This is a genomic window from Bradyrhizobium sp. 215_C5_N1_1 (genome assembly GCF_052075935.1).
In the GTDB taxonomy this organism is placed as follows: Bacteria; Pseudomonadota; Alphaproteobacteria; order Rhizobiales; family Xanthobacteraceae; genus Bradyrhizobium; species Bradyrhizobium barranii.
The window spans coordinates 682476-703394 of the sequence record NZ_CP197228.1; the positions used below are offsets into that span (position 1 = coordinate 682476).

Annotated in this window: 22 protein-coding genes; 14 read left to right on the forward strand and 8 right to left on the reverse strand. The window is 64.9% G+C overall.

The features are described from left to right. The first annotated feature begins 30 nt into the window (after positions 1 to 30). The 5 genes from AB7G19_RS03175 to recQ all read left to right on the forward strand — a co-directional run bounded on the left by AB7G19_RS03175 (position 31) and on the right by recQ (position 7362). A complete protein-coding gene (locus tag AB7G19_RS03175) occupies positions 31 to 1605 on the forward strand; it encodes an amidase family protein (protein ID WP_231143785.1) in 1575 nt (524 codons plus the stop codon). Positions 1606 to 2029: 424 nt separating this feature from the next. Then, complete coding sequence (locus AB7G19_RS03180) at positions 2030 to 3331, forward strand: O-acetylhomoserine aminocarboxypropyltransferase/cysteine synthase family protein (RefSeq protein WP_063980548.1); 1302 nt, start codon at positions 2030 to 2032, stop codon at positions 3329 to 3331. Positions 3332 to 3343: 12 nt separating this feature from the next. Further along, entirely contained in the window at positions 3344 to 4345 is a 1002-nt protein-coding gene (gene metA, locus AB7G19_RS03185) for a homoserine O-succinyltransferase MetA (protein WP_063980549.1), read from the forward strand. A gap of 105 nt (positions 4346 to 4450) precedes the next feature. Continuing rightward, on the forward strand, positions 4451 to 5194 hold the full coding sequence (locus AB7G19_RS03190; RefSeq protein ID WP_063980550.1) for a polysaccharide deacetylase family protein: 744 nt from the start codon (positions 4451 to 4453) through the stop codon (positions 5192 to 5194). Positions 5195 to 5496: 302 nt separating this feature from the next. Continuing rightward, positions 5497 to 7362 (forward strand): DNA helicase RecQ, encoded by a 1866-nt coding sequence (gene recQ / locus AB7G19_RS03195; protein ID WP_063980551.1) that lies wholly within the window; start codon positions 5497 to 5499, stop codon positions 7360 to 7362. Positions 7363 to 7543: 181 nt separating this feature from the next. On the opposite strand, the gene AB7G19_RS03200 is transcribed toward recQ, so the two are convergent. Continuing rightward, a complete protein-coding gene (locus AB7G19_RS03200; RefSeq protein WP_063986015.1) occupies positions 7544 to 8557 on the reverse strand; it encodes a 1-aminocyclopropane-1-carboxylate deaminase in 1014 nt (337 codons plus the stop codon). Between the two features lie 163 nt (positions 8558 to 8720). On the opposite strand from AB7G19_RS03200, the gene AB7G19_RS03205 reads away from it, so the two are divergent. The 3 genes from AB7G19_RS03205 to AB7G19_RS03215 all read left to right on the forward strand — a co-directional run bounded on the left by AB7G19_RS03205 (position 8721) and on the right by AB7G19_RS03215 (position 11065). After that, positions 8721 to 9185: an Lrp/AsnC family transcriptional regulator gene (locus AB7G19_RS03205; protein WP_038943290.1), complete on the forward strand. Its 465-nt coding sequence runs from the start codon at positions 8721 to 8723 to the stop codon at positions 9183 to 9185. A 45-nt stretch (positions 9186 to 9230) separates the two neighbouring features. Continuing rightward, positions 9231 to 10394 carry a PLP-dependent cysteine synthase family protein gene (locus AB7G19_RS03210; RefSeq protein WP_231143787.1) on the forward strand — a complete coding sequence of 388 codons (1164 nt, stop codon included), beginning with the start codon at positions 9231 to 9233 and terminating at the stop codon, positions 10392 to 10394. A 110-nt stretch (positions 10395 to 10504) separates the two neighbouring features. Further along, entirely contained in the window at positions 10505 to 11065 is a 561-nt protein-coding gene (locus AB7G19_RS03215; protein WP_063980552.1) for a carboxymuconolactone decarboxylase family protein, read from the forward strand. Between the two features lie 16 nt (positions 11066 to 11081). Here the strand turns inward: AB7G19_RS03215 and AB7G19_RS03220 are convergent, their stop codons facing one another. After that, positions 11082 to 11282: a diguanylate cyclase domain-containing protein gene (locus AB7G19_RS03220; protein ID WP_063980553.1), complete on the reverse strand. Its 201-nt coding sequence runs from the start codon at positions 11280 to 11282 to the stop codon at positions 11082 to 11084. After that, positions 11282 to 11578, reverse strand: a complete 297-nt coding sequence (locus AB7G19_RS03225; protein ID WP_187387882.1) for a hypothetical protein — start codon at positions 11576 to 11578, stop codon at positions 11282 to 11284. The genes AB7G19_RS03220 and AB7G19_RS03225 overlap by 1 nt, the downstream gene beginning before the upstream one ends. Positions 11579 to 11759: 181 nt before the next feature. Here AB7G19_RS03225 and AB7G19_RS03230 point away from each other — a divergent pair, with 181 nt between their 5' ends. Further along, positions 11760 to 12008, forward strand: coding sequence for a hypothetical protein (locus AB7G19_RS03230; RefSeq protein WP_063986016.1), 249 nt, complete (start codon positions 11760 to 11762; stop codon positions 12006 to 12008). A gap of 98 nt (positions 12009 to 12106) precedes the next feature. Here AB7G19_RS03230 and AB7G19_RS03235 read toward each other — a convergent pair whose 3' ends face one another. After that, entirely contained in the window at positions 12107 to 13042 is a 936-nt protein-coding gene (locus AB7G19_RS03235) for an alpha/beta hydrolase (RefSeq protein WP_283017954.1), read from the reverse strand. Between the two features lie 103 nt (positions 13043 to 13145). Between AB7G19_RS03235 and AB7G19_RS03240 the strand changes: the two genes are divergently transcribed. Beyond that, positions 13146 to 14033, forward strand: coding sequence for a branched-chain amino acid aminotransferase (locus AB7G19_RS03240; RefSeq protein ID WP_063980556.1), 888 nt, complete (start codon positions 13146 to 13148; stop codon positions 14031 to 14033). A 21-nt stretch (positions 14034 to 14054) separates the two neighbouring features. On the opposite strand, the gene AB7G19_RS03245 is transcribed toward AB7G19_RS03240, so the two are convergent. Then, positions 14055 to 14672, reverse strand: coding sequence for a class I SAM-dependent methyltransferase (locus AB7G19_RS03245; RefSeq protein WP_063980557.1), 618 nt, complete (start codon positions 14670 to 14672; stop codon positions 14055 to 14057). Between the two features lie 103 nt (positions 14673 to 14775). Then, entirely contained in the window at positions 14776 to 15375 is a 600-nt protein-coding gene (gene phaR / locus AB7G19_RS03250) for a polyhydroxyalkanoate synthesis repressor PhaR (RefSeq protein WP_063980558.1), read from the reverse strand. A 304-nt stretch (positions 15376 to 15679) separates the two neighbouring features. Here phaR and AB7G19_RS03255 point away from each other — a divergent pair, with 304 nt between their 5' ends. From AB7G19_RS03255 to yddG, 3 genes are all read left to right on the forward strand, one after another. Further along, the gene (locus AB7G19_RS03255; RefSeq protein ID WP_063986017.1) at positions 15680 to 16858 is read left to right on the forward strand and encodes an acetyl-CoA C-acetyltransferase; all 1179 of its coding nucleotides are present in this window, start codon (positions 15680 to 15682) and stop codon (positions 16856 to 16858) included. A gap of 246 nt (positions 16859 to 17104) precedes the next feature. Then, complete coding sequence (phbB, locus tag AB7G19_RS03260; protein ID WP_028149509.1) at positions 17105 to 17830, forward strand: acetoacetyl-CoA reductase; 726 nt, start codon at positions 17105 to 17107, stop codon at positions 17828 to 17830. 100 nt (positions 17831 to 17930) lie between these two features. Next, complete coding sequence (gene yddG / locus AB7G19_RS03265; protein WP_063986018.1) at positions 17931 to 18800, forward strand: aromatic amino acid exporter YddG; 870 nt, start codon at positions 17931 to 17933, stop codon at positions 18798 to 18800. A gap of 51 nt (positions 18801 to 18851) precedes the next feature. On the opposite strand, the gene AB7G19_RS03270 is transcribed toward yddG, so the two are convergent. Next, on the reverse strand, positions 18852 to 19274 hold the full coding sequence (locus AB7G19_RS03270) for a cupin domain-containing protein (RefSeq protein ID WP_063980559.1): 423 nt from the start codon (positions 19272 to 19274) through the stop codon (positions 18852 to 18854). Between the two features lie 23 nt (positions 19275 to 19297). Continuing rightward, positions 19298 to 20065, reverse strand: coding sequence for a hydroxyacylglutathione hydrolase (gene gloB, locus AB7G19_RS03275; protein ID WP_063980560.1), 768 nt, complete (start codon positions 20063 to 20065; stop codon positions 19298 to 19300). A 107-nt stretch (positions 20066 to 20172) separates the two neighbouring features. Here gloB and AB7G19_RS03280 point away from each other — a divergent pair, with 107 nt between their 5' ends. Beyond that, positions 20173 to 20913, forward strand: coding sequence for a class I SAM-dependent methyltransferase (locus AB7G19_RS03280; RefSeq protein ID WP_014490441.1), 741 nt, complete (start codon positions 20173 to 20175; stop codon positions 20911 to 20913). The last annotated feature ends 6 nt before the right edge of the window (positions 20914 to 20919 follow it).

Here is a 20919-nt window from a genome sequence, read left to right on the forward strand (position 1 = left end):
CTCCGCCGCGCAATTTTTTGGAGATGCGGCGTGGCGAAGAAGACGGCGACGAAGAAGAAAAGTGTTGCAAGGAAAGTAACGAAGACCTCGGTCAAGGCGAGCACCGCCCGCAAGGTGGCCGTTGCGAAGGCGGCCAAGAAGACGGTCAAGAAGCCGGCACCGCGTAAGGCGGCCACGGCACGCCGTCCGAAAGGTCCGGTCTGGCAATGGTCCGCGGTCGACACCGCAGCCGCGATCCGCAACGGCGCGATCTCCGCGGTCGAGACCGTCGAAGCGCATCTCGAACGGATGCGCGCCGTCAATCCGCGGCTGAACGCGGTTGTCGTCGATCTCAGCGAGGAAGCGCTGAAGGCTGCGCATGCGGCCGACAAGCAGCGCGCCAAGGGCGGCGCGCTCGGCCTGCTGCACGGCGTGCCCATCACGATCAAGGAGAATGTCGACTACGAAGGCCGGCCGAATTTCAACGGCGTGCCCGCCAACAAGGATTTAGTCGCGCCGTCGGACTCGCCCGTGGTGCGCAATCTCAAGAAAGCCGGCGCGATCGTCATCGGCCTCACCAACACGCCGGAATTCTCCTTCCGCGGCTTCACCGACAATCCGCTGCACGGGCTGACGCTGAACCCCTGGGACCCGAACATCACCTGCGGCGGCTCTTCGGGCGGAGCGGGCTCGGCGGTGGCCGCCGGCATCGGCACCATCGCCCATGGCAACGACATCGGCGGCTCGCTGCGCTGGCCGGCGCACTGCAACGGCGTTGCCACCATCAAGCCGACGCAGGGCCGCATCCCCGCCTTCAACGGAAGCGCCACGGCCGAGCGTCCGATGCTGGCGCATCTGATGTCGGCGCAGGGCCCGCTCGCCCGCCACGTCGGCGACGTCCGCCTCGCGCTCGATGTGATGAGCCAGCGCGATCCGCGCGATCCCTGGTGGGTGCCGGCGCCGCTGGCCGGGCCGAAGCCGAAGGGACCGATCAAGGTCGCACTGGCCAGGATTCCGGAGGATATGGACGTCGATCCATCCGTCCGCGCGGCGCTGCGGCAGGCCGCCGATCACCTGGAGCGTTCCGGCTATCGCGTGACCGAGGTCGATGTCCCCGACATCGACGGCGTCTGGCAGACCTGGTGCGACATCATCACCAACGAGACCGTGGTGATGCAGGAGGCCGGCATGCTGAAGGTGACGTCCGAGGACTTCCACAAGGCCTGGGGCGGCATGAAGACCAAGGCCAATGTGCTTGATCTCAAGGCCTGGATGCAGGCGACGGCCGCACGCAACGGCCATATCCGCGCCTGGCAATTGTTCTTCGAGGAGTATCCGGTCGTGCTGGCGCCGACCACGGTGAAGCCGACGCCGGGTCCGCGCGACGACACCGTCAGTGCCGATCGCGTGAAGGAAATCTTCTGGGGCGAGATCCGCTTCATCTCCGCCATCAACGTGCTGGGCCTGCCCGGCGCGGTGGTGCCGGTGACCCTGCATGACGGCAAGCCGATCGGCGTGCAGCTCATCGCCGGCCGCTATCGCGAGGACCTCGCGCTCGATGCGGCGGCCGCGATCGAGAAGCGTGCCGGTGTGCTCGCTCACCGGCTCTGGGAGACGATGGAGTAGGGAGTACTCTCACCCTCCCCCCTTCTTGTGGGAGAGGGTGGCATAGGCGACCTTCGGCCGCCGTCCTTAGAACGCCGATGCTTTGCATCGGCTATGGCAAAGCGGCGAGACGGATGAGGGGTCTCTCCCCACAGGCGAGCATTTAGCCGTATGGACAGATACCCCTCATCCGGCGCTTCGCGCCACCTTCTCCCGCAAGGGGAGAAGGGAAAGCACCGTCACTGCCGCGTTTGCTCGCAGCAATTCATTAATCCAATTCGATTCAAATTTTAGCCAATTCACCAACAATCGTTAGGGTTACTTCCTCGATCTCTAGGCGAATTATTGTCCGCTTTACCACCCGCCTCTAACAGAGGAACGGCGGAGAACGCACATGCCTCATACAGGCCAATAAGTGCGGCCCGCTCCACGCGGAGGTGGCACGATGCGCAACGAGACGATCGCTATTCACGCCGGCTACGAGCCAGAAGCCACCACGCACGCGGTTGCGGTGCCGATCTACCAGACCGCGGCCTATGCCTTCGACAGCGCCGATCACGGCGCCGCGCTCTTCAATCTCGAGGCCGAGGGTTTTCGCTACAGCCGCATCGCCAATCCGACCAGCGCGGTGCTGGAGAAGCGTATCGCCCAGCTCGAAGGCGGCGTCGGCGCGCTCGCGGTCGCGACCGGCCAGGCTGCGCTGCATTTCGCCTTCGTCAACGTCGCCGATCACGGCGGCAACATCGTTTCCGTGCCGCAGCTCTACGGCACCACGCACACGCTGCTCTCGCACATCCTGCCGCGGCAGGGCATCAACGGCCGTTTCGCCGAGAGCGACAAGCCGGATGCGATCGCAAAACTGATCGACGAGAATACGCGCGCCGTGTTCGCCGAGACCATCGGCAATCCGGCCGGCAATGTCTGCGACATCGAGGCTCTCGCCAAGATCGCGCATGCGCACGGCGTGCCGCTGATCGTGGACAACACCGTCGCGACCCCGATCCTGCTCAAGCCGTTCGATTACGGCGCCGACATCGCCGTGCATTCGCTCACCAAGTTTCTGGGCGGCCACGGCACCACGCTCGGTGGTGCGATCGTCGATTCCGGAAATTTCCCCTGGGCGAAGCACGCCGACCGCTTCCCCGGCTACAACAAGCCGGACGCCTCCTATCACGGCCTCGTCTATGCCGAGCGCTTCGGCCGAACCGCCTATATCGAACGCGCCCGCAGCGTCTATCAGCGCACCATGGGATCGGTGCTGTCGCCGTTCAACGCCTTCCTGCTGCTCCAGGGCATCGAGACCGTCGCGCTGCGCATGGAGCGCCATGTCGAGAACGCGCGCAAGGTCGCCGAATTCCTGCGCAAGGACTCGCGCGTTGCCTGGGTCAACTACACCGGCTTTCCGGACAGCCCCTATTACCCGCTCGTTCAGAAATACCTCGACGGTAACGCCTCCTCGCTGTTCACCTTCGGTATCAAGGGCGGCATGGAGGCCGGCAAGACCTTCTACGATGCGCTGAAGCTGATCACACGCCTGGTCAATATCGGCGATGCCAAGTCGCTGGCGTGCCATCCGGCCTCGACCACGCACCGGCAGATGTCGGCGGAGCAGCAGCGCGTTGCCGGCGTGCTGCCGGAGACGATCCGCCTGTCAATCGGCATCGAGCATTCGGCAGATATCATCGCGGACATCGATCAGGCGCTCGAGAAGGCCTGCCCGTCGGCCCGCCTCCAGGCCGCGGAGTAGGCGCCGGCGCCGATGACGATCTTGATCGACAGGGATCAAGGTATATCGAGCCCGGCGCTGGTGCCGGCCGAGGGCGATTTCGCGCGCGACCACGGTTTCGCCGATCTCACGATCGGCCTGATCAACAACATGCCGGATCCAGCGCTGAAGGCGACCGAGCGGCAGTTCATGAAGCTGCTCCAGGCGGCCGCAGGTCCGCGCCGTATCCGTTTCCATTGTTTCTCGCTGCCCTCGGTGAAGCGGTCGCCCGAGGCGAAGTGGCATGTCGAAAGCGAATATTCGGAACTCAGCGAGCTCAGGCACCACAAGTTCGACGGGCTGATCGTGACCGGCGCCGAGCCGGTCGCGCCCGAGCTCGACCAGGAGCCGTATTGGCGCGACCTCACCGACCTGATCGACTGGGCCAAGGTCAACACGCGCTCGACGATCTGGTCGTGCCTCGCCGCGCATGCGGCGGTGCTGCATCTCGACGGCATCGCGCGGCGGCGGCTCCCGGCCAAATGTCACGGCATTTTCGACTGCGAAACTGCGACGAACGATGCGCTGACGCGCGCTGCGCCTGCGCCCCTCAAGGTCTCGCATTCGCGCCTGAACGAGATCGCCGAGAGCGATCTCACGCAGGCCGGCTATCAGGTGCTGACGCGTTCGGCAAAGGCCGGCATCGATATCTTCGTCAGGCAATATGCCAGCCGCTTCGTCTTCTTCCAGGGCCACCCGGAATACGATGCGCTGTCGCTCCAGCGCGAATATCTGCGCGACATCGGCCGCTATCTCGCGCGCGAGCGCGAGGCGTATCCGCACCTGCCCGTGAGTTATTTTGACGCAGCGACTGAAGAGAAGCTCGCCCGCTTCGAGAAGAAGGCGACCCAACAGCGCCACCCGGCGCTCACCAACGAACTGCCTGCGCTGAATCTGCGCGCCGATATCGCTGCCGGCAGCGCCGCGGCGGCGCTTTTCCGCAACTGGCTGCAATATCTCGGTGCGGAAGCCGATATTTCGGTCCTGGCACGCTAGACGAAGGGCGTTGGTTCCGCATTAGGATTACCCGGGCGTTAGGCTTGCCTCTACCAGCGCACGAATGTTTCAGTAGAGAAATAGGGAACCGCAGGAAACGCAGTCGTGTGGTCGGCACTCCAGGGACGCGTGAGCAATCGGCTGGCCCGGCATTTCCGTGCCGCGCCGCACCGGCTGCCTGCGCATGCGCCGATGGTGAGCTTCACGTTTGACGACGCGCCCGATAGCGCCGCAGGCGAGGGCGCCGCGCTTCTGGAGACGCATGGTGGCCGCGGCACCTATTACCTCGCCGGCAGCCTGATCGATCGTCCGTCGGATCACTGGCACGGCCTGTCGAACGACGCGATCGTGCGGCTTCACCGGGCCGGTCACGAGATTGCCTGCCATACCTTTTCGCACCAGAGCTCGGCCGATCTCGACGAGGCCGCCATGGCGCGCGAGATCGAGCGTAACCGCAGCCATTTCCACGCCATCGATTCCTCGATCGTGCTGGAGAACTTCGCCTACCCCTATGGAATCGCCTCGGTCTGGCGCAAGCCGCAGCTTGCAAAGGCCTTTCGCTCGGCGCGCGGCATCCTTCCCGGCGTCAATCGCGACGTCATCGACCTCCAGTTCCTACGCGCCTCGCCTCTGGTCGATCGCGAGATCGATATTGCTGGCGTCGATCGCTATTTCGACGAGGCGGTGGCGAGCGGCGGATGGCTGATCTTCTACGGCCACGACGTCGCCGACGCGCCAAGCCCCTACGGCTGCACGCCGCACCTGATGCGCCATGCGCTGGAGGCGGCCGGGAAGCGCGACATGCCGATCGTGACGGTCGCGGAAGCGCTACGACGGATCGGGGCGTAGCTTCTTCTTCCTTCTCCCCTTGCGGGAGAAGGTGGCATAGGCGGCCTTCGGCCGCCGTTCCTAGGAACGCCGAAGCAAAGCTTCGGCTATGGCGCCGGATGAGGGTTATGTCTCCACAGAGCAAGCTTTACCGAATCCGTGGATAGATACCCCTCACCCGTCTCGCCGCTACGCGGCGATCCACCCTCTCCTGCAAGGGGAGAGGGGAAGAGTCCTGCCTGCCATCCAAACAGTCTTGCCATGCCCGCGCGGTCATGCGACTGGCCTTGTGACGAATCCTACGGCCTTGCACCGACGCACCCATGTCCGCTCCCTCCACCGCCCCGCTGCCTGCGCCGGCCAACGGCCGCGACGCGCTGTCGGTGCTGCATTCGGTGTTCGGCCTGCCGGAGTTCCGTGGTGCACAGGGCGAGATCATCCGGCACGTCACGGATGGCGGCAATTGCCTGGTCTTGATGCCGACCGGCGGCGGCAAGTCGCTGTGCTATCAACTGCCGTCACTGCTGCGCGAAGGTTGCGGTATCGTGGTGTCGCCGCTGATCGCGCTGATGCGCGACCAGGTCGCCGGCCTGCTCGAGGCCGGGGTCAACGCCGCGGCGCTGAACTCGTCGCTGACGCTGCAGGAAGCTTCCGACATCGAGCGCCGCCTGATCGCGGGCGATCTCGACCTGCTCTATGTCGCGCCGGAACGCCTGGTGACGCCGCGCTGCCTGGCGCTGCTGGCGCAGGCGAAGGTCGCGCTGTTCGCGATCGACGAGGCGCATTGCGTCTCGCAATGGGGTCATGACTTCCGTCCCGAGTATGTCGGCCTCTCCATCATCGCCGAACGTTTTCCGAACGTTCCGCGCATCGCGCTGACTGCGACCGCCGACGAACTGACGCGCAAGGAGATCGTCGAGCGCCTCCGGCTCGCCGACAGCCCGCAATTCGTCTCCAGCTTCGACCGCCCGAATATCCGCTACGAGATCGTCGACAAGCGCAACGCCGTGTCGCAATTGAAAGAATTCATCCGGGAGCGGCACGCGGGCGACGCCGGCGTGGTCTATTGCCTGTCGCGCAATCGCGTCGAGGAGGTTGCCGCCGCGCTCGACGACGCCGGCATTGCGGCGCTGCCCTATCACGCCGGGCTCGACAGCGGCATACGCTCGCGCAACCAGGACCGGTTCCTCAACGAGGACGGCATCGTCATCGTCGCGACCATCGCCTTCGGCATGGGCATCGACAAGCCCGACGTCCGCTTCGTCGCCCATCTCGATCTGCCGAAGAGCATCGAGGCCTATTATCAGGAGACGGGGCGGGCGGGGCGCGACGGCAAGCCGTCGGCGGCCTGGATGGCCTATGGTCTCTCCGACATCGTGCAGCAGCGCCGCATGATCGACGAGTCCAGCGGTTCTGACGATTTCAAGCGGGTGTCGATCGGCAAGCTCGACGCACTGGTCGGCCTCGCCGAGACCGCGCAGTGCCGGCGCAAGCGGCTGCTCGCCTATTTCGGCGAGGCGGAGACGGCGAACAATTGCGGCAACTGCGACAACTGCCTGACGCCGCCCAAGATGCGCGACGGCAAGGTGCTGGCGCAGAAGCTGCTGTCCTGCGCCTATCGCACCGGGCAGCGTTTCGGTGCGATGCAGCTGATCGACGTGCTGATTGGCCGCCTCACCGAAAAGGTGACGCAGTTCGGCCACGACAAATTGTCCGTGTTCGGCATCGGGCGCGAGCTGAACGAGAAGCAGTGGCGCACCGTGCTGCGGCAGCTGGTGGCGATGGGGCATTTGTACAGCGACAGCGAGGCGTTCGGCGCGCTGAAACTGACGGAGAGCGCGCGCGGCGTGCTACGTGGCGAGACCGAGGTGTGGCTGCGCGAGGAGGCGCCGGGCACGCGCGTTCGCGCGAGCCGGACAAAATCCCGCCGTGGTGACCTCGCGCCTGCGGCCAACGCGCCGCAGGGCGATGTCGATCCCGAATTGCGGGCGCGGCTAAGGTCCTGGCGTTCGGACATCGCGCGCGAACGCGGCGTGCCGGCCTATGTCGTGCTGCACGATGCGACCATCGACGGCATCGTCCGGGCGTGGCCGACGACGCTCGACGAGCTCCGCAACGTGCCCGGCATCGGCGACAAGAAGCTCGAGCATTACGGCGACGAGCTGCTCCAGATCGTCAAGACGCGGTAGCGGTCAATCTCTCTGCTGTCATCCCGGGCAAGCGCAGCGAAGCGGAGCGCAGATCCGGGATCCATAACCGCAGGACGATGTGGTTGGGGCAAGCCGGTAACCACGAGTCTCCGCCAAATGCGATCCTGTGGTATGGGTCCCGGGCTCGCGACTTCGTCGCGCCCGGGACGACGGTCTTTGGCTAGCCGTTCCGGAATGCGTAACCGTAGCCGTTGAGCGCCGGCGCGCCGCCGAGATGGGCGTAGAGGATCTTTGCGCCCTTCTCGAAATGGCCCTTTTGGGTCAGGTCGATCAGGCCTTGCATCGATTTGCCCTCATAGACAGGGTCGGTGATCATCGCCTCTAACCGTGCGGTGAGGCGGATCGCTTCCTTGGTCTCTTCCGACGGCACGCCGTAGGCAGGATAGGCGTAGTCCTCGATCAGCACGACGTCGTCTTCGACGATATCCTTGCCGAGCTCGACGAGCTTGGCGGTGTTCTGCGCGATCGAGAGCACCTGCGCCTTCGTTTGCGCCGGCGTGAAGGACGCATCGATGCCGATCACCTTTCGCGCGCGGCCGTCGGCGGCGAAGCCGACCAGCATGCCGGCATGGGTCGAGCCGGTGACGGTGCAGACCACGATGTAGTCGAACTTGAAGCCGAGCTCGGCTTCCTGCTTGCGCACTTCCTCGGCGAAGCCGACATAGCCGAGGCCGCCGAATTTGTGCACGGAGGCACCGGCGGGGATCGCGTAAGGCTTGCCGCCCGCCGCCTTCACCTCCTCGATCGCCTGCTCCCAGCTCTTGCGGATGCCGATGTCGAAGCCGTCGTCGACCAGGCGCACGTCGGCGCCCATGATGCGCGACAGCATGATGTTGCCGACGCGGTCATAGACGGCGTCCTCGTGCGGCACCCAGGCTTCCTGCACCAGGCGGCACTTCATGCCGATCTTGGCGGCGACCGCCGCGATCATGCGGGTGTGGTTGGACTGCACGCCACCGATCGAGACCAGCGTGTCCGCGTTCGAGGCGATCGCGTCCGGGATGATGTATTCGAGCTTGCGCAGCTTGTTGCCGCCATAGGCGAGGCCGGAATTGCAGTCCTCGCGCTTGGCATAGATCTCGACATTGCCGCCGAGATGCTTCGACAACCGCTCCAGCTTCTCGATGGGCGTCGGGCCGAAGGTCAGCGGATAGCGCGTGAATTTGTCCAGCATCATTGGGTCATCCCGATTGGCGTTGAATTGGCTCAAGCGCCTAGCACTGCCGTGGACAAATGTGCTTTCAAATATTGCGCAGCAACTGTCGTAAAGCTTGCAGTCGATCGTCAAAAGGATCTATTTTCTTCCGAACTTGAGCCCAATAGCGAAAGCTTCTTCCATGGCCGCCAGGCTCGACCGTACCGACCTTAAGATGTTGAGATTGCTGCAAAATAACGGCCGGCTCAGCAATGCCGAGCTGGCCGAAACCGTCGCCATCAGCCCCGCCACCTGCCATCGCCGCACCCAGCGCCTGTTCGAGGACGGCTTCATCGCCGCGGTCCGCGCCATGGTCGCGCCGAAGAAGGTGGCGAAGGGCACGCTGGTGATGGTCGGCGTCGTGCTCGACCGCTCGACCCCGGAGAGTTTTGCCACCTTCGAGCAGGCGATCACCAGGCTGAAATGCGTGCTCGACTGCCACCTCGTCGCCGGCGACTTCGACTATTTCCTCAAGATCCGCGTCGGCGACATGGAGGATTTCAACCGCATCCACGGCGAACAGCTGATCGCGCTGCCCGGCGTGCGCCAGACCCGCACCTTCTTCGTGATGAAGGAGGTTGTCGACAACGCGCCGCTGGAGTTTTGAGCAGCTGCTATTGATGCGCGATCCGCATCATGGGAGATTCAGGCGATGCAGACATTTCCCTTCCGCCAACTCAATCCGGCCGGGCCGGCCTATCGGCGCGGTTGGGTGGACGAGGCCGTCGCCGCGATCGAGGCCGACGAGTGCCGCACGGCCGACACGCATCTGATCCGGCTGATCGTGCCGGCGCTATCAGGCATCGACATCTATCTCAAGGATGAGTCCACGCATCCGACCGGCAGCCTCAAGCACCGCCTTGCGCGCTCGCTGTTCCTCTACGCGCTCTGCAACGGCCACATCCGCGAAGGCACGCCCGTGGTCGAGGCCTCGTCGGGATCGACGGCGGTGTCGGAAGCCTATTTCGCGCAGATGATCGGCGTGCCCTTCTACGCCGTGATGCCGCGCACGACCTCGGCGGAGAAGATCGCCGCGATCGAGCATTATAGCGGCAACTGCCATCTGATCGACGACGGCCGCGCGCTCTACGCGGAAGCCGCCGCGCTCGCTACCCGGCTGAACGGCCACTACATGGACCAGTTCACCTTTGCCGAGCGCGCCACCGATTGGCGCGGCAACAACAACATCGCAGAATCGATCTTCACGCAATTGCAGGGTGAGCCGCGTCCGATTCCCGACTGGATTGTCATGGGTGCGGGCACCGGCGGCACCTCGGCCACCATCGGACGGTACTTGCGCTTTCGCCAGTATCCGACACGGCTGTGCGTCGCCGATGTCGAGCATTCCGCCTTCTTCGATTGCTTCCGCACGCAGGACCGCTCTCACGTTTGCGAACGCCCATCGTTGATCGAGGGCGTCGGCCGGCCGCGCTGCGAACCCTCCTTCGTCCCCGGCGTGGTCGACCGCATGATGAAGATCCCGGATGCGGCAACGATCGCGGCGATGAACGTGCTGTCGCGCCGACTGCGCCGCGCGGTCGGCGGCTCCACCGGCACCAACTTCCTGGCACTGTGCCGCCTCGCCTCGGAGATGCGACAGGCGAACGTATCAGGGTCGCTGGTGACGCTGATCTGCGATTCCGGCGAGCGCTACCGGCAGACCTATTACGAGCCCGAATGGCTGAAGGGGCGCCGCCTCGATCCTGCGCCGTTCGAGGCGGCCCTGTCGTCGTTCCTCACGACGGGCGAGCCGCTGACGCTCGATGTCGACGACGTCGCAAATCCGCAGATCGTACCAAGCCCCGAGGCATCCTAGCCGACGTTTCCTTGCCACTTCCAAAATGGCACGATCGTCACGGCAACTTCACTTGCCTTGCACGCACACGCGGGTGAGCTTCGCCTCTTCTCAACGAGGAGATCCCCGCCGTGCGCCTTCCCATTCTCGATCCGAAAGACCTGAGCGACGAACAGAAGCCGCTCTATGACGACATGCGAGCCGGCATCAAGGACCACTTCAAGGGCTTCGTGAACATGCGCGACGACGGCGCGCTGCTGGGGCCGTGGAATCCCTGGGTCTGCGAGCCACGTTTCGGCAAGCCGGTGTGGGAGCTGGTCAAGGCAATCGCGTCGAACCCGCTGCTGCCTGCGCCGGTGCGCGAGGTCGCGATCCTCGTCACCGGTTCGCATTTCCGCTCCGGCTACGAGCTCTATGCTCATGTGCTCGTTGCCGAGCAGCGCGGCCTCTCCGACGAGAAGCTCGCGACCATCGTCGCGGGGCAGCGGCCGGTGGATCTCACCAAGCAGGAAGCCGTCGCCTACGACGTGGCGGCCGCATTGGTCGGCGGCGGCGTGCTGCCGGAATTGACCTGGCGCGCCGCGGTGAAGGAGTTCGGCGAGCACGGCGCGGCCGAGCTGTCCTATCTCGTCGGCGTCTACTGCATGGTCTCGGTCACCCTCAACACGTTCGACGTGCCGGTGCCGGAGTAGACGCCGCGTCCTTCGATCACTCCGCCGCCTTGCTTGCAGGCGGCGGGGGCGCCCATGCGATGCAACGATTGCGGCCTTCGGCCTTGGTCTGGTAGAGCGCATGATCGGCCGCTCCCATCAGCGTGTCGATGCCGGACATGCTGACGGTGGCTTCCGCCATGCCGATGCTCACGGTGAGGCCGAACTGAACCTTGTCGGCAAAGACCTGCGCGCTCATTACGCGCTTGCGGATGCCGCCGGCAAGCCGCTCGGCAGCGTCGTGCCTCTGCGTACCGCCAGCGCTTCGAATGCGGCCGACAATGTTGTGTTGCCGAAGCCGAGCCCGAGCGTGCCGGCGGGGATGGTCGCATGGATCGTGCGAAGATCGAGGTAGATGTTGGGGACAGCGGGCTTTGCCGGCGCGTCTTCCTCATCGTCGGCAGCGAAGGCAGTGCCTGCCGAGATCGTCAGACAAAGCAGTCCCATCGCGACAGCGCGTGAAGCCTGGCGATGCGATGGGTTGTGATGGGACACGTGACAATCCGACGCGTGGCGATTTGATGACGGAACCGTTGTTGGATGGAACGTGATCGCTCGGGTGGTCAAGCGGTATCCGTAAGCGATGGACGGCACGGATGTGCGCGGCTACCCTGCCGTGATCGCACTGACACACGCGCCGGCCGGAGTGCGGGCCGGACATTGGAAGGACACAGCCATGAACACGTCACGCCGCATCCTGCTCACTGGTCTGGCGGGCCTCGCTGTCGCTCCGACCGCGGCGGCGGCTAGCGTACCGTCGGCCGAGCCTGGCGACGTGACGGTCGCCGAAGAGCGATTCGCGCGCACGATTGCCGCCGCCCATGCCCCTGACGTCAGCTGCGCACGGCAGGCCGAGCGCTATGCGGATGCGCATTGGCTGGAATATGTCGTGGCGGCGCGGGCCGTGCTCGGCGCGCGCGCGTGATGCTTTCTTCTCTTCTCCCCTTGCGGGAGAAGGTGGCGCGAAGCGCCGCTACGCGGCGATCCACCCTCTCCCACAGGGGGAGAGGGTAAGAAAGTGCCTCATTTCTCCACCGCCCGCCGAACCTGTTCGCCGATCTGCGACAGCACGAGCCGCGCCTGCGGCAGGATCGCGCCCATGGCGTGGAAATTGTGGACCATGCCGTCATGGCAGACATGCTCGACCGCGACACCCGCGGCGAGCAGCTTGCGCGCATAGGCATTGCCCTCGTCGCGCATCGGATCGAATTCGGCGGTGTGGATGATCGCGGTCGGCAGGCCTGCAAGCCGCGTCGCGCGCAAGGGCGAGATGCGGGGGTCGGCGGTGTCGATGCCATCAGGCAGGTAATCGGCGAGATCGGCTTCGATGGTGGCGCGATCGATCAGATGGCCTTCGGCGAATGCCTCGCGTGAAGGCGAGGTCTCCTCGAAATCCAGCACCGGGCAGATCAGGCATTGCGCGACGATCGAGAGGCCGGCGGTCTGCATCGCTTCCTGGCACACGATCGCAGCGAGCGTGGCGCCGGCGGAATCACCGCCGACCACCAGCCGTTCGGCGTCGATGCCCAGCGACGAAGCTTGCCGCGCGACCCACTCCGTGGCCGCGATCGCATCAATGACGGCGGCAGGAAATTTGTGCTCAGGCGCGAGCCGGTAATCGACCGAGACGAGGCGACAGCCGGTTACATGCGCCAGCGCCGCCGCGATGCGGTCATGCGTCGCAATGCTGCCGGCCACGAGCCCGCCGCCATGAAAGAACACGAAGCCCGGCGCGCGGTCGCCGGCTGATGCGGGCGAATAAAGGCGATAGGGCAGCTCTCCACCGGGACCCGGAAGCGTGCCGTCGGCGGTGGTCACATCCGGCGCATCAGTGCGTGCAAACTGCATCAGCTTGGCCAGCGACTGCCGCCGTGCCTCGACGCTCGGCCGGCTCCGCCCCTGCGGGGCGGCCGCAGCCATCATGGTCAACAAACGCCTTGCAAGCGGATCGAGCGGCATGGATCCTTCTCCCTCGTCGGAGAGGGTAACGCACCATATCCCAGCAGGGAATCATTTAGACATTGGGACAATAGTGCCCGGGTATGTCCAAGGGAGGCCGGTCATGGCCGAGATCAAGAAACCGATCGAATATTCGCCGAGCTGGACCTTCTTCGAGGGCAAATGGCACGACGGCAACGTGCCGATCATGGGCCCGCGCACGCATGCGGCCTGGCTCGGCTCGGTCGTGTTCGACGGTGCGCGCGCGTTCGAGGGCGTCGCGCCCGACCTCGACCGTCACGTCGCCCGCGCCAATCAATCCGCGATCAATTTTGGTCTGAAGCCGGTGGTCGACACCGGCACCTGGCTGTTGCTCGCACACGAAGGCATCGCGCGCTTCACCGCGAATGCCGAGCTGTACGTCCGTCCGATGTACTGGGCGCAGAACGGTTCGGGCGGCGGCGTGCTGTTCGACCCCGAGACGACCAATTGGTGCCTGTGCATCTACGAGGCGCCGATGCCGAAACCCGTCGGCAACGCCATCACGCTATCGCCGTTCCGCAGGCCCACCGCCGAATGCGCGCCGGTCGAGGCCAAGGCCGCCTGTCTCTATCCGAACAATTCGCGCGCGCTCGCGGAAGCCGCCGGACGCGGCTTCCAGAACGCGCTGATGCTCGACATGCTCGGCAATGTCGCGGAGTTCGGCAATTCCAACGTGTTCATGGCCAAGGACGGCGTGGTCTACACGCCGGTCCCGAACGGCACGTTCCTGAACGGCATCACGCGCCAGCGCGTCATCAGCCTGCTGCGCGGCGACGGCGTTACCGTGGTCGAGAAGACGCTGCGCTATGCCGACTTCCTCGCTGCCGACGAGATCTTCTCGACCGGCAATTTCGCCAAGGTCGCCCCCGTCATCCGCATCGACGATCGCGAACTGAAGCCGGGCCCGCTCTACACCAAAGCGCGCAAGCTCTATTGGGACTTTGCGCATGCGGTGAAGCTGGCGGCGTAGGGCGCCGCACTTTCCTTCGTCCTAGCCGCGTCGCTTAAACCGGCTGAACTGAAACGCCTGGGTCGACTTCCACGGCGTGTGGTGCGTCTCGCTCCGCGTCTCGATCAGCTCGAACTCCGGCCCAAGCTCCGCAGCAAGGCTCGCGCTATCGTGCCGCTGCACCGGAAGGCCGCTGCATTTCTCCGGGCCATCAAGCGCAAATGTCGCGATGATGGCGTGGCCGCCGGGCGTAATCGCCGACCGCAGGCGCTCGACGTAAGCGGCCCTGTCGCGCGGATCGGTCAGGAAGTGAAATGCCGCGCGATCGTGCCAGACGTTGTAGCTGCGCCCCGGCCGCCATGTCGTGGCGTCGGCAACGATCCAGTCGACTGCTGAGGCCGCCCGGCCGATTCGTTTCTTCGCCGCTTCAAGCGCGTTGGCGGAGAGATCGAGCACGGCGAGGTCGCGGTATCCGTCCCGCAGGAGAGCGTCCACCAGCCGCGAAGCACCGCCGCCGATGTCGATGATGGCGGCGCCATGGTCAGGACGGGCCGAACGGATCATCTCGAGGGAGATCGCTGGGCTGTCCTGAAACCAGCTTACCTCGGCCTCGCCCTTGGTGGCGTAGACGTTGTCCCAGTGGGTGCTGCGGTCGGACATGGCGGCTCCGGCCTGGCCGGGACGACAGCGCGCACGTCGCGCCGTTACGAACCGGCGGCCCGCGCGCCCGCCGCAGGTGGACGCGCCGGCACGAACGAAATCCCTACTCGTCCTTCTTCGACATCCGCTCGAGGCGTTCCTGCATGTCCTTCATCTGCTGACGCAGGTCGTCGATGTTGCTGCTGTCCGTCGGCGCCGCAGCGCTTGCGTCGGCCTCCGGTTCGGGGCTGGTCGCCGGACGGCCCGCGTTGGGGGCAAACGGCTTGAACATCGAGAAGGTCTGCTGGAACAGCTCCATGTTGCGGCGGACCTGTTCTTCCAACGGAGCAAAAGGAGTGCCGGAGAGCGAGTTGGCGATCTGCTTGCGGAACTTCTCCTGCTCCTGGGTCAGCGTCGCGATCGACTGCTCCAGATATTTCGGCACCACCATCTGCATGCTGTCGCCGTAGAAGCGGATGAGCTGGCGCAGGAAGGTGGTCGGCAGCAGGTTCTGGCCGGCCTTGTTCTCCTGCTCGAAGATGATCTGGGCGAGCACGGAGCGGGTGATGTCGTCGCCGGTCTTGGCGTCGTAGACCAGGAAATCCTCTCCGTCCTTGACCATGGCGGCGAGGTCTTCGAGCGTCACGTAGGTGCTCGTTCCGGTGTTATAGAGCCGGCGGTTCGCGTATTTCTTGATGGTGGTGGGTTGGTCTGATTTCGCCATGGGCTCTCACTTGCAAGCGCGGAGAACGGGAACCCGGCGGATAATGCCGCAGGGCGGGAAGAGTACGCAACGCAACAAAATAAGCATTTTCAAAGGGGTCACGCTACCGTTTTGTGCGCCACGGTTAATCGGGCAGCAAAAACGTGCTTGCGAAAGCGCCAAGAACGCTATTTTGAATGCGTTGCGGCATGAATTCGGTCGCCGGCCGATTGACATGCCTCAACGACGTTAACAGGATGCCATTCGAGACTGGCGAGCCGTTTCCCCAGCCCCGCCTGCCCCCTTTCAACACCAGGAGATGCCCATGTCAGACGATGTCGTCATCGTCAGCGCCGCCCGCACCCCGGTCGGAAGCTTCAACGGAGCGTTCGCGACCCTTCCCGCCCATGACCTCGGCGCCATCGCCATCAAGGCCGCGCTGGAGCGTGGTGGCATCGAGCCTGGCCGGGTCTCCGAAGTCATCATGGGTCAGATCCTGACCGCGGCTCAGGGTCAGAACCCGGCCCGCCAGGCCTCGATTGCCGCCGGCATTCCGGTGGAGAGCCCGGCTTGGGGCGTCAACCAGCTTTGCGGCTCGGGCCTGCGCACCGTCGCGCTCGGCTACCAGGCGCTGCTCAACGGCGATTCCGAGATCGTGGTCGCCGGCGGCCAGGAATCCATGAGCATGGCTCCGCACGCCCAGTATCTGCGCGGCGGCGTCAAGATGGGCCCGGTCGAGTTCGTCGACACCATGATCAAGGACGGCCTGTGGGATGCCTTCAACGGCTATCACATGGGGAATACGGCCGAGAACGTCGCGCGCCAGTGGCAGATTACCCGCGCCCAGCAGGACGAATTCGCGGTCCACTCGCAGCAGAAGGCCGAGGCGGCGCAGAAGGCCGGCAAGTTCAACGACGAGATCGTTCCCGTCACCATCAAGACCCGCAAGGGCGACATCGTCGTCAGCGCCGACGAATATCCGCGTCATGGCGCAACGCTCGACGGGATGGCGAAGCTCAAGCCCGCCTTCGAGAAGGAAGGCACGGTCACCGCGGGTTCGGCCTCCGGCATCAACGACGGCGCCGCTGCTGTTGTGCTGATGACGGCGAAGCAGGCCGCCAAGGAAGGCAAGAAGCCGATCGCGCGCATCGTGTCCTGGGCGCAGGCCGGCGTCGATCCGAAGATCATGGGCTCGGGCCCGATCCCGGCCTCGCGCGCCGCGCTGAAGAAGGCTGGCTGGAGCGTCGGCGATCTCGACCTGATCGAGGCCAACGAGGCCTTCGCGGCGCAGGCCTGCGCCGTCAACAAGGATCTCGGCTGGGACACCTCGAAGGTCAACGTCAACGGCGGTGCGATCGCGATCGGCCATCCGGTCGGCGCTTCCGGCGCACGCGTGCTGGTGACGCTGCTGCACGAGATGCAGAAGCGCGATTCGAAGAAGGGCCTCGCCACGCTGTGCATCGGCGGCGGCATGGGTATCGCGATGTGCCTGGCGCGCGACTGAAGCTGACATCTAACTTACGTGTCACTTGCGCGTGCGCTGCACACATAGATGAGTGCATCGCACGCGACTAAAAAGGCGGCGGTTGCAAATCAAATATTCTTCGCAACAGCGCCAGCCTCGACTAAATACAAACGCCCGGCTCGACGCCGGGCGTTTTGTTCTTGATGTCCGTCAAACCAACCGCATAATCCGCATCTAAAACGATCACTCAGAAACGTCCGCAGAGTCCAAGGGAAGGAATACGATATGGCACGTGTTGCACTGGTGACGGGTGGTACGCGGGGCATCGGAGCTGCGATCAGCAAGGCGCTGAAAGCGGCCGGCTACAAGGTCGCGGCGAGCTATGCCGGCAATGATGCGGCGGCGGAGAAGTTCAAGGCCGAGACCGGCATCGCCGTCTACAAATGGGACGTCAGCAATTTCGATGCCTGCGCCGAAGGCGTGAAGAAGGTCGAGGCCGAGCTCGGCCCCGTCGACGTGCTCGTCAACAACGCCGGCATCACCCGCGACACCGCCTTCCACAAGATGACGCTCGAGCAGTGGAACGCCGTCATCAACACCAATCTCGGCTCGCTGTTCAACATGACGCGCCAGGTCATCGAGGGCATGCGCGCGCGCAAGTTCGGCCGCGTCATCTCGATCTCGTCGATCAACGGCCAGAAGGGGCAGTTCGGCCAGGTCAACTATTCTGCAGCAAAGGCCGGCGACATCGGCTTCACCAAGGCGCTCGCGATCGAGAACGCCAAGGGCGGCATTACCGTCAACGCGATCGCACCGGGCTACATCAACACCGAGATGGTGCAGGCGGTGCCGAAGGACGTGCTGGAGAAGAATGTCATTCCGCAGATCCCGGTCAATCGTCTTGGCGAACCGGAGGAGATCGCCCGCGCGGTGGTGTTCCTCGCCGCCGACGAGGCCGGCTTCATCACCGGCTCGACGCTGACCATCAATGGCGGCCAGTATCACGCCTGATATGGCGTCAAGCCTGTAGATTCAGGCGCGACAAGGCGATAGTGAAGACGAAATGCCCGGCCTCGTGCCGGGCATCATCGTCCTCAGGGCCTTTCGATTGATGACCCCGCGCACAGCCACACTGATCGGATTGACCGCGATCCTGATGTGGTCGCTGCTATCCGTGATGACGGTGGCGACCGGAAAGATTCCGGCGTTCCAGCTCGCCGCCATGACGTTCGCGATCGGCGGTCTCGTCGGCCTCCTCACCTGGGTCGGCCGTGGCGATGCGGCGAGGAGCTTGCGTCAGCCGCTGGTCGTGTGGGTCGTCGGCGTCGGTGGCCTGTTCGGCTATCACGCACTGTATTTCCTGGCGCTGCGCTTTGCGCCGCCGGCCGAAGCCGGTCTTTTGAATTACATGTGGCCGCTCCTGATCGTGCTGTTCTCGTCGTTCCTGCCGGGCGAGCGGCTTGCGGTGCATCACATCATTGGTGCCGTGCTCGGCCTCGTCGGCACCGTGCTGCTGTTCGCCGGGAGCACCTCCGGCTTCGCGCCGGGCCAGCTGCCGGGATTGATTGCGGCGTTCATCGCGGCGTTCGTCTGGGCGGCCTATTCGGTGTTGTCGCGGCGATTGAAGGCGGTGCCGACCGATGCGGTCGCGGGCTTCTGCCTTGCCACCGCCGCGCTTGCCGCGCTGATGCATGGTCTGCTTGAAACCACGGTGTGGCCGGAGACGACGCTGCAATGGCTCTCCGTGGCCGCTCTCGGCATCGGCCCCGTCGGCGCCGCGTTCTACGCCTGGGACATCGGTATGAAGCGCGGCGACATCCGCGTGCTCGGCGCCGCATCCTATGCGACGCCGCTGCTCTCGACCGGATTCCTCATCGCCGCCGGTTTTGCAAAAGCCAGCGCGAACATCGCCATCGCCGCGATCCTGATCGCCGGCGGCGGCCTGATCGCGGCGAAGGATATGGTGCTGCGGAAGCGGTGACAGTTGTTGTCGGGCTCGCTGCCATGCGGCGCCAGGGAATGACAGTGCGCCTTACGGCTCCCAGTCCTTCGGCGCGAGCTCGAATTTTGCGAACTCGAATGCGGGCGCCACGGTGCAACCGACCAGCGTCCACTCTCCCATGCTCTCCGCCGTCTGCCAGGCATTCGCCGGCACGATTCCCTGCGGCCGTTCGCCGCTCACAAGGTCCGTGCCGAGCCGCACCTCGTGTTGCGAGCAGCCTTCATGCGCGATGCGCAGCGTCAGCGGGCTGCCGGCGTAGTAGTGCCAGGTCTCCACGGCGTCGATGCGATGCCAATGCGAGCGTTCGCCGCGCGCGAGCAGGAAATAAATGAGGGTCGAGCGCGACCGGCCGTTAGGGTCCGTGGTCTGGTCGCGAAACGTCTCGCGGTAGTGGCCGCCTTCGGGATGCGGGCGGAGTTCGAGGCGTGCGATGATCTCGGCTGCGGTCGGCATCGATCCCCGTCAGGATTTCTTCTTCAGGATTTGTTCTTGCGCTCGCGCAGTTCGCCAAACACCGCGGCAGCGTCCGCGCCCTTCATGTGTAGCCTGGTTGCGACCGATGGTTCATCAGCACGCAGGAACACGTTTGCTCGCTTCTCGTCACCAAGCAGTGATGGAATGGTTGGCCTATTCTCGGCCCGCAGCTTCGCCACTTCCGCCGCGCGTGCCTGGAGCGCCACATTGTCGGGGTCGATGGTGAGCGCGAACTTGACGTTGGACGCGGTGTATTCGTGCCCGCAATAGAGCTTGAAGTCGTCAGGCAGCGCCCGCAGCTTCAGAAGCGAGTCCCACATCATCGGGTAGTCGCCTTCGAACACGCGGCCGCAGCCGATCGAGAACAACGTGTCGGCCGCGAACAGCGTCTTCTCATTGTCGAACACGTAGGAGATGTGGTCGAGCGTGTGGCCGGGCGTCTCCAGAACGCGCCCCAGCAAGCTGCCGACCTTGACGATGTCGGCATTGGCGACGCGCAGGTCGACGTTGGCGATCTCAGTCGTCTTGTCATGCGGCGCGACGACGCGGCAATTGTATTTCTGCTTGAGTTCGGCGACCCCGCCGACATGATCGCCATGATGATGGGTGATCAGGATGTCGGTGAGCTGCCAGCCCTCGCGCTCAAGCGCCTTCAGGATGGGGCCGGCCTCCGGCGCGTCGATCGACGCCGTCGCCTTGGTTTCCACATCGTGGATCAGATAACCGAAATTGTCGTTTAAACAGGTGAAAGTACGAATTTCGGCGGCCATGTCATCTCCATCGCGCTCAGCCCCGCAGACAAATATGGCGTTAACGTTGCGCAGGCAATGCAATATTCCGGGCGCGGGAGCCGCCTCGTGCATGTTACATTGCCGTCATGACCATTGATGTCGTCGACCTCCGCGAGTTCTACTCCCGTCGCCTCGGGATTGTGGCGCGGCAAATGATCAATCGCGGCATCAGGGAGCGCTGGCCGACCGCCGCGGGCCAGCGTGTGCTCGGCATCGGCTATCCCACCCCTTATCTCGGCCTGTTCCGCGAGGACGCGGAGCGCTGCATCGCCTTCATGCCGTCGGCGCAGGGCGTCTTGAAATGGCCGACGGGCCGGCCGGCGCTGGCCTCGCTGGTCGATGAATTCTCGCTGCCGCTTCCTGACGCCGCGGTCGACCGGATCCTGCTAATTCATGCGCTGGAGATGTCGGACGATCCGGCCGCGCTCTTGCGCGAGGTGTGGCGGGTGCTGTCGCCCTCCGGCCGCGTGATCGCGGTGATCCCGAACCGGCGCGGGGTATGGACCCGCACCGACAGCACGCCGTTCGGTCACGGCCGGCCCTATTCGCGCTCGCAGATCACCGACCTGTTGCGCCAGACCTGGTTCACGCCGACCGCCTGGGGCGAGGCGCTGTTCATGCCGCCCTATGCCGGCGGCTGGGTGCTGAAATCGGCGCAGGTGTGGGAGCGTGCGGGCGCGGCGCTGTCGCTGCCCTTTGCCGGCGTGCACATTGTCGAGGCGACCAAGCAGGTCTATCGCGCGATCCCCGCCAAGCGCGAGCGCGCGCGGCTGATTCCCTCGTTGAAGCCGGTGCTGGTGCCGTCCTCGACGGTGACGCGCACTTGAAAACAA

Coding starts and splice junctions, on each gene's coding strand:
- AB7G19_RS03210 (WP_231143787.1), top strand. CDS start 9,231: ATGCAGACATTTCCCTTCCGCCAACTCAATCCGGCCGGGCCGGCCTAT.
- phbB (WP_028149509.1), top strand. CDS start 17,105: ATGGCACGTGTTGCACTGGTGACGGGTGGTACGCGGGGCATCGGAGCT.
- AB7G19_RS03180 (WP_063980548.1), top strand. CDS start 2,030: ATGCGCAACGAGACGATCGCTATTCACGCCGGCTACGAGCCAGAAGCC.
- gloB (WP_063980560.1), bottom strand. CDS start 20,065: ATGGCCGCCGAAATTCGTACTTTCACCTGTTTAAACGACAATTTCGGT.
- AB7G19_RS03200 (WP_063986015.1), bottom strand. CDS start 8,557: ATGCTGGACAAATTCACGCGCTATCCGCTGACCTTCGGCCCGACGCCC.
- AB7G19_RS03235 (WP_283017954.1), bottom strand. CDS start 13,042: ATGCCGCTCGATCCGCTTGCAAGGCGTTTGTTGACCATGATGGCTGCG.
- AB7G19_RS03245 (WP_063980557.1), bottom strand. CDS start 14,672: ATGTCCGACCGCAGCACCCACTGGGACAACGTCTACGCCACCAAGGGC.
- AB7G19_RS03240 (WP_063980556.1), top strand. CDS start 13,146: ATGGCCGAGATCAAGAAACCGATCGAATATTCGCCGAGCTGGACCTTC.
- AB7G19_RS03220 (WP_063980553.1), bottom strand. CDS start 11,282: ATGAGCGCGCAGGTCTTTGCCGACAAGGTTCAGTTCGGCCTCACCGTG.
- phaR (WP_063980558.1), bottom strand. CDS start 15,375: ATGGCGAAATCAGACCAACCCACCACCATCAAGAAATACGCGAACCGC.
- AB7G19_RS03230 (WP_063986016.1), top strand. CDS start 11,760: ATGAACACGTCACGCCGCATCCTGCTCACTGGTCTGGCGGGCCTCGCT.
- AB7G19_RS03270 (WP_063980559.1), bottom strand. CDS start 19,274: ATGCCGACCGCAGCCGAGATCATCGCACGCCTCGAACTCCGCCCGCAT.
- AB7G19_RS03255 (WP_063986017.1), top strand. CDS start 15,680: ATGTCAGACGATGTCGTCATCGTCAGCGCCGCCCGCACCCCGGTCGGA.
- metA (WP_063980549.1), top strand. CDS start 3,344: ATGACGATCTTGATCGACAGGGATCAAGGTATATCGAGCCCGGCGCTG.
- AB7G19_RS03280 (WP_014490441.1), top strand. CDS start 20,173: ATGACCATTGATGTCGTCGACCTCCGCGAGTTCTACTCCCGTCGCCTC.
- recQ (WP_063980551.1), top strand. CDS start 5,497: ATGTCCGCTCCCTCCACCGCCCCGCTGCCTGCGCCGGCCAACGGCCGC.
- AB7G19_RS03205 (WP_038943290.1), top strand. CDS start 8,721: ATGGCCGCCAGGCTCGACCGTACCGACCTTAAGATGTTGAGATTGCTG.
- yddG (WP_063986018.1), top strand. CDS start 17,931: ATGACCCCGCGCACAGCCACACTGATCGGATTGACCGCGATCCTGATG.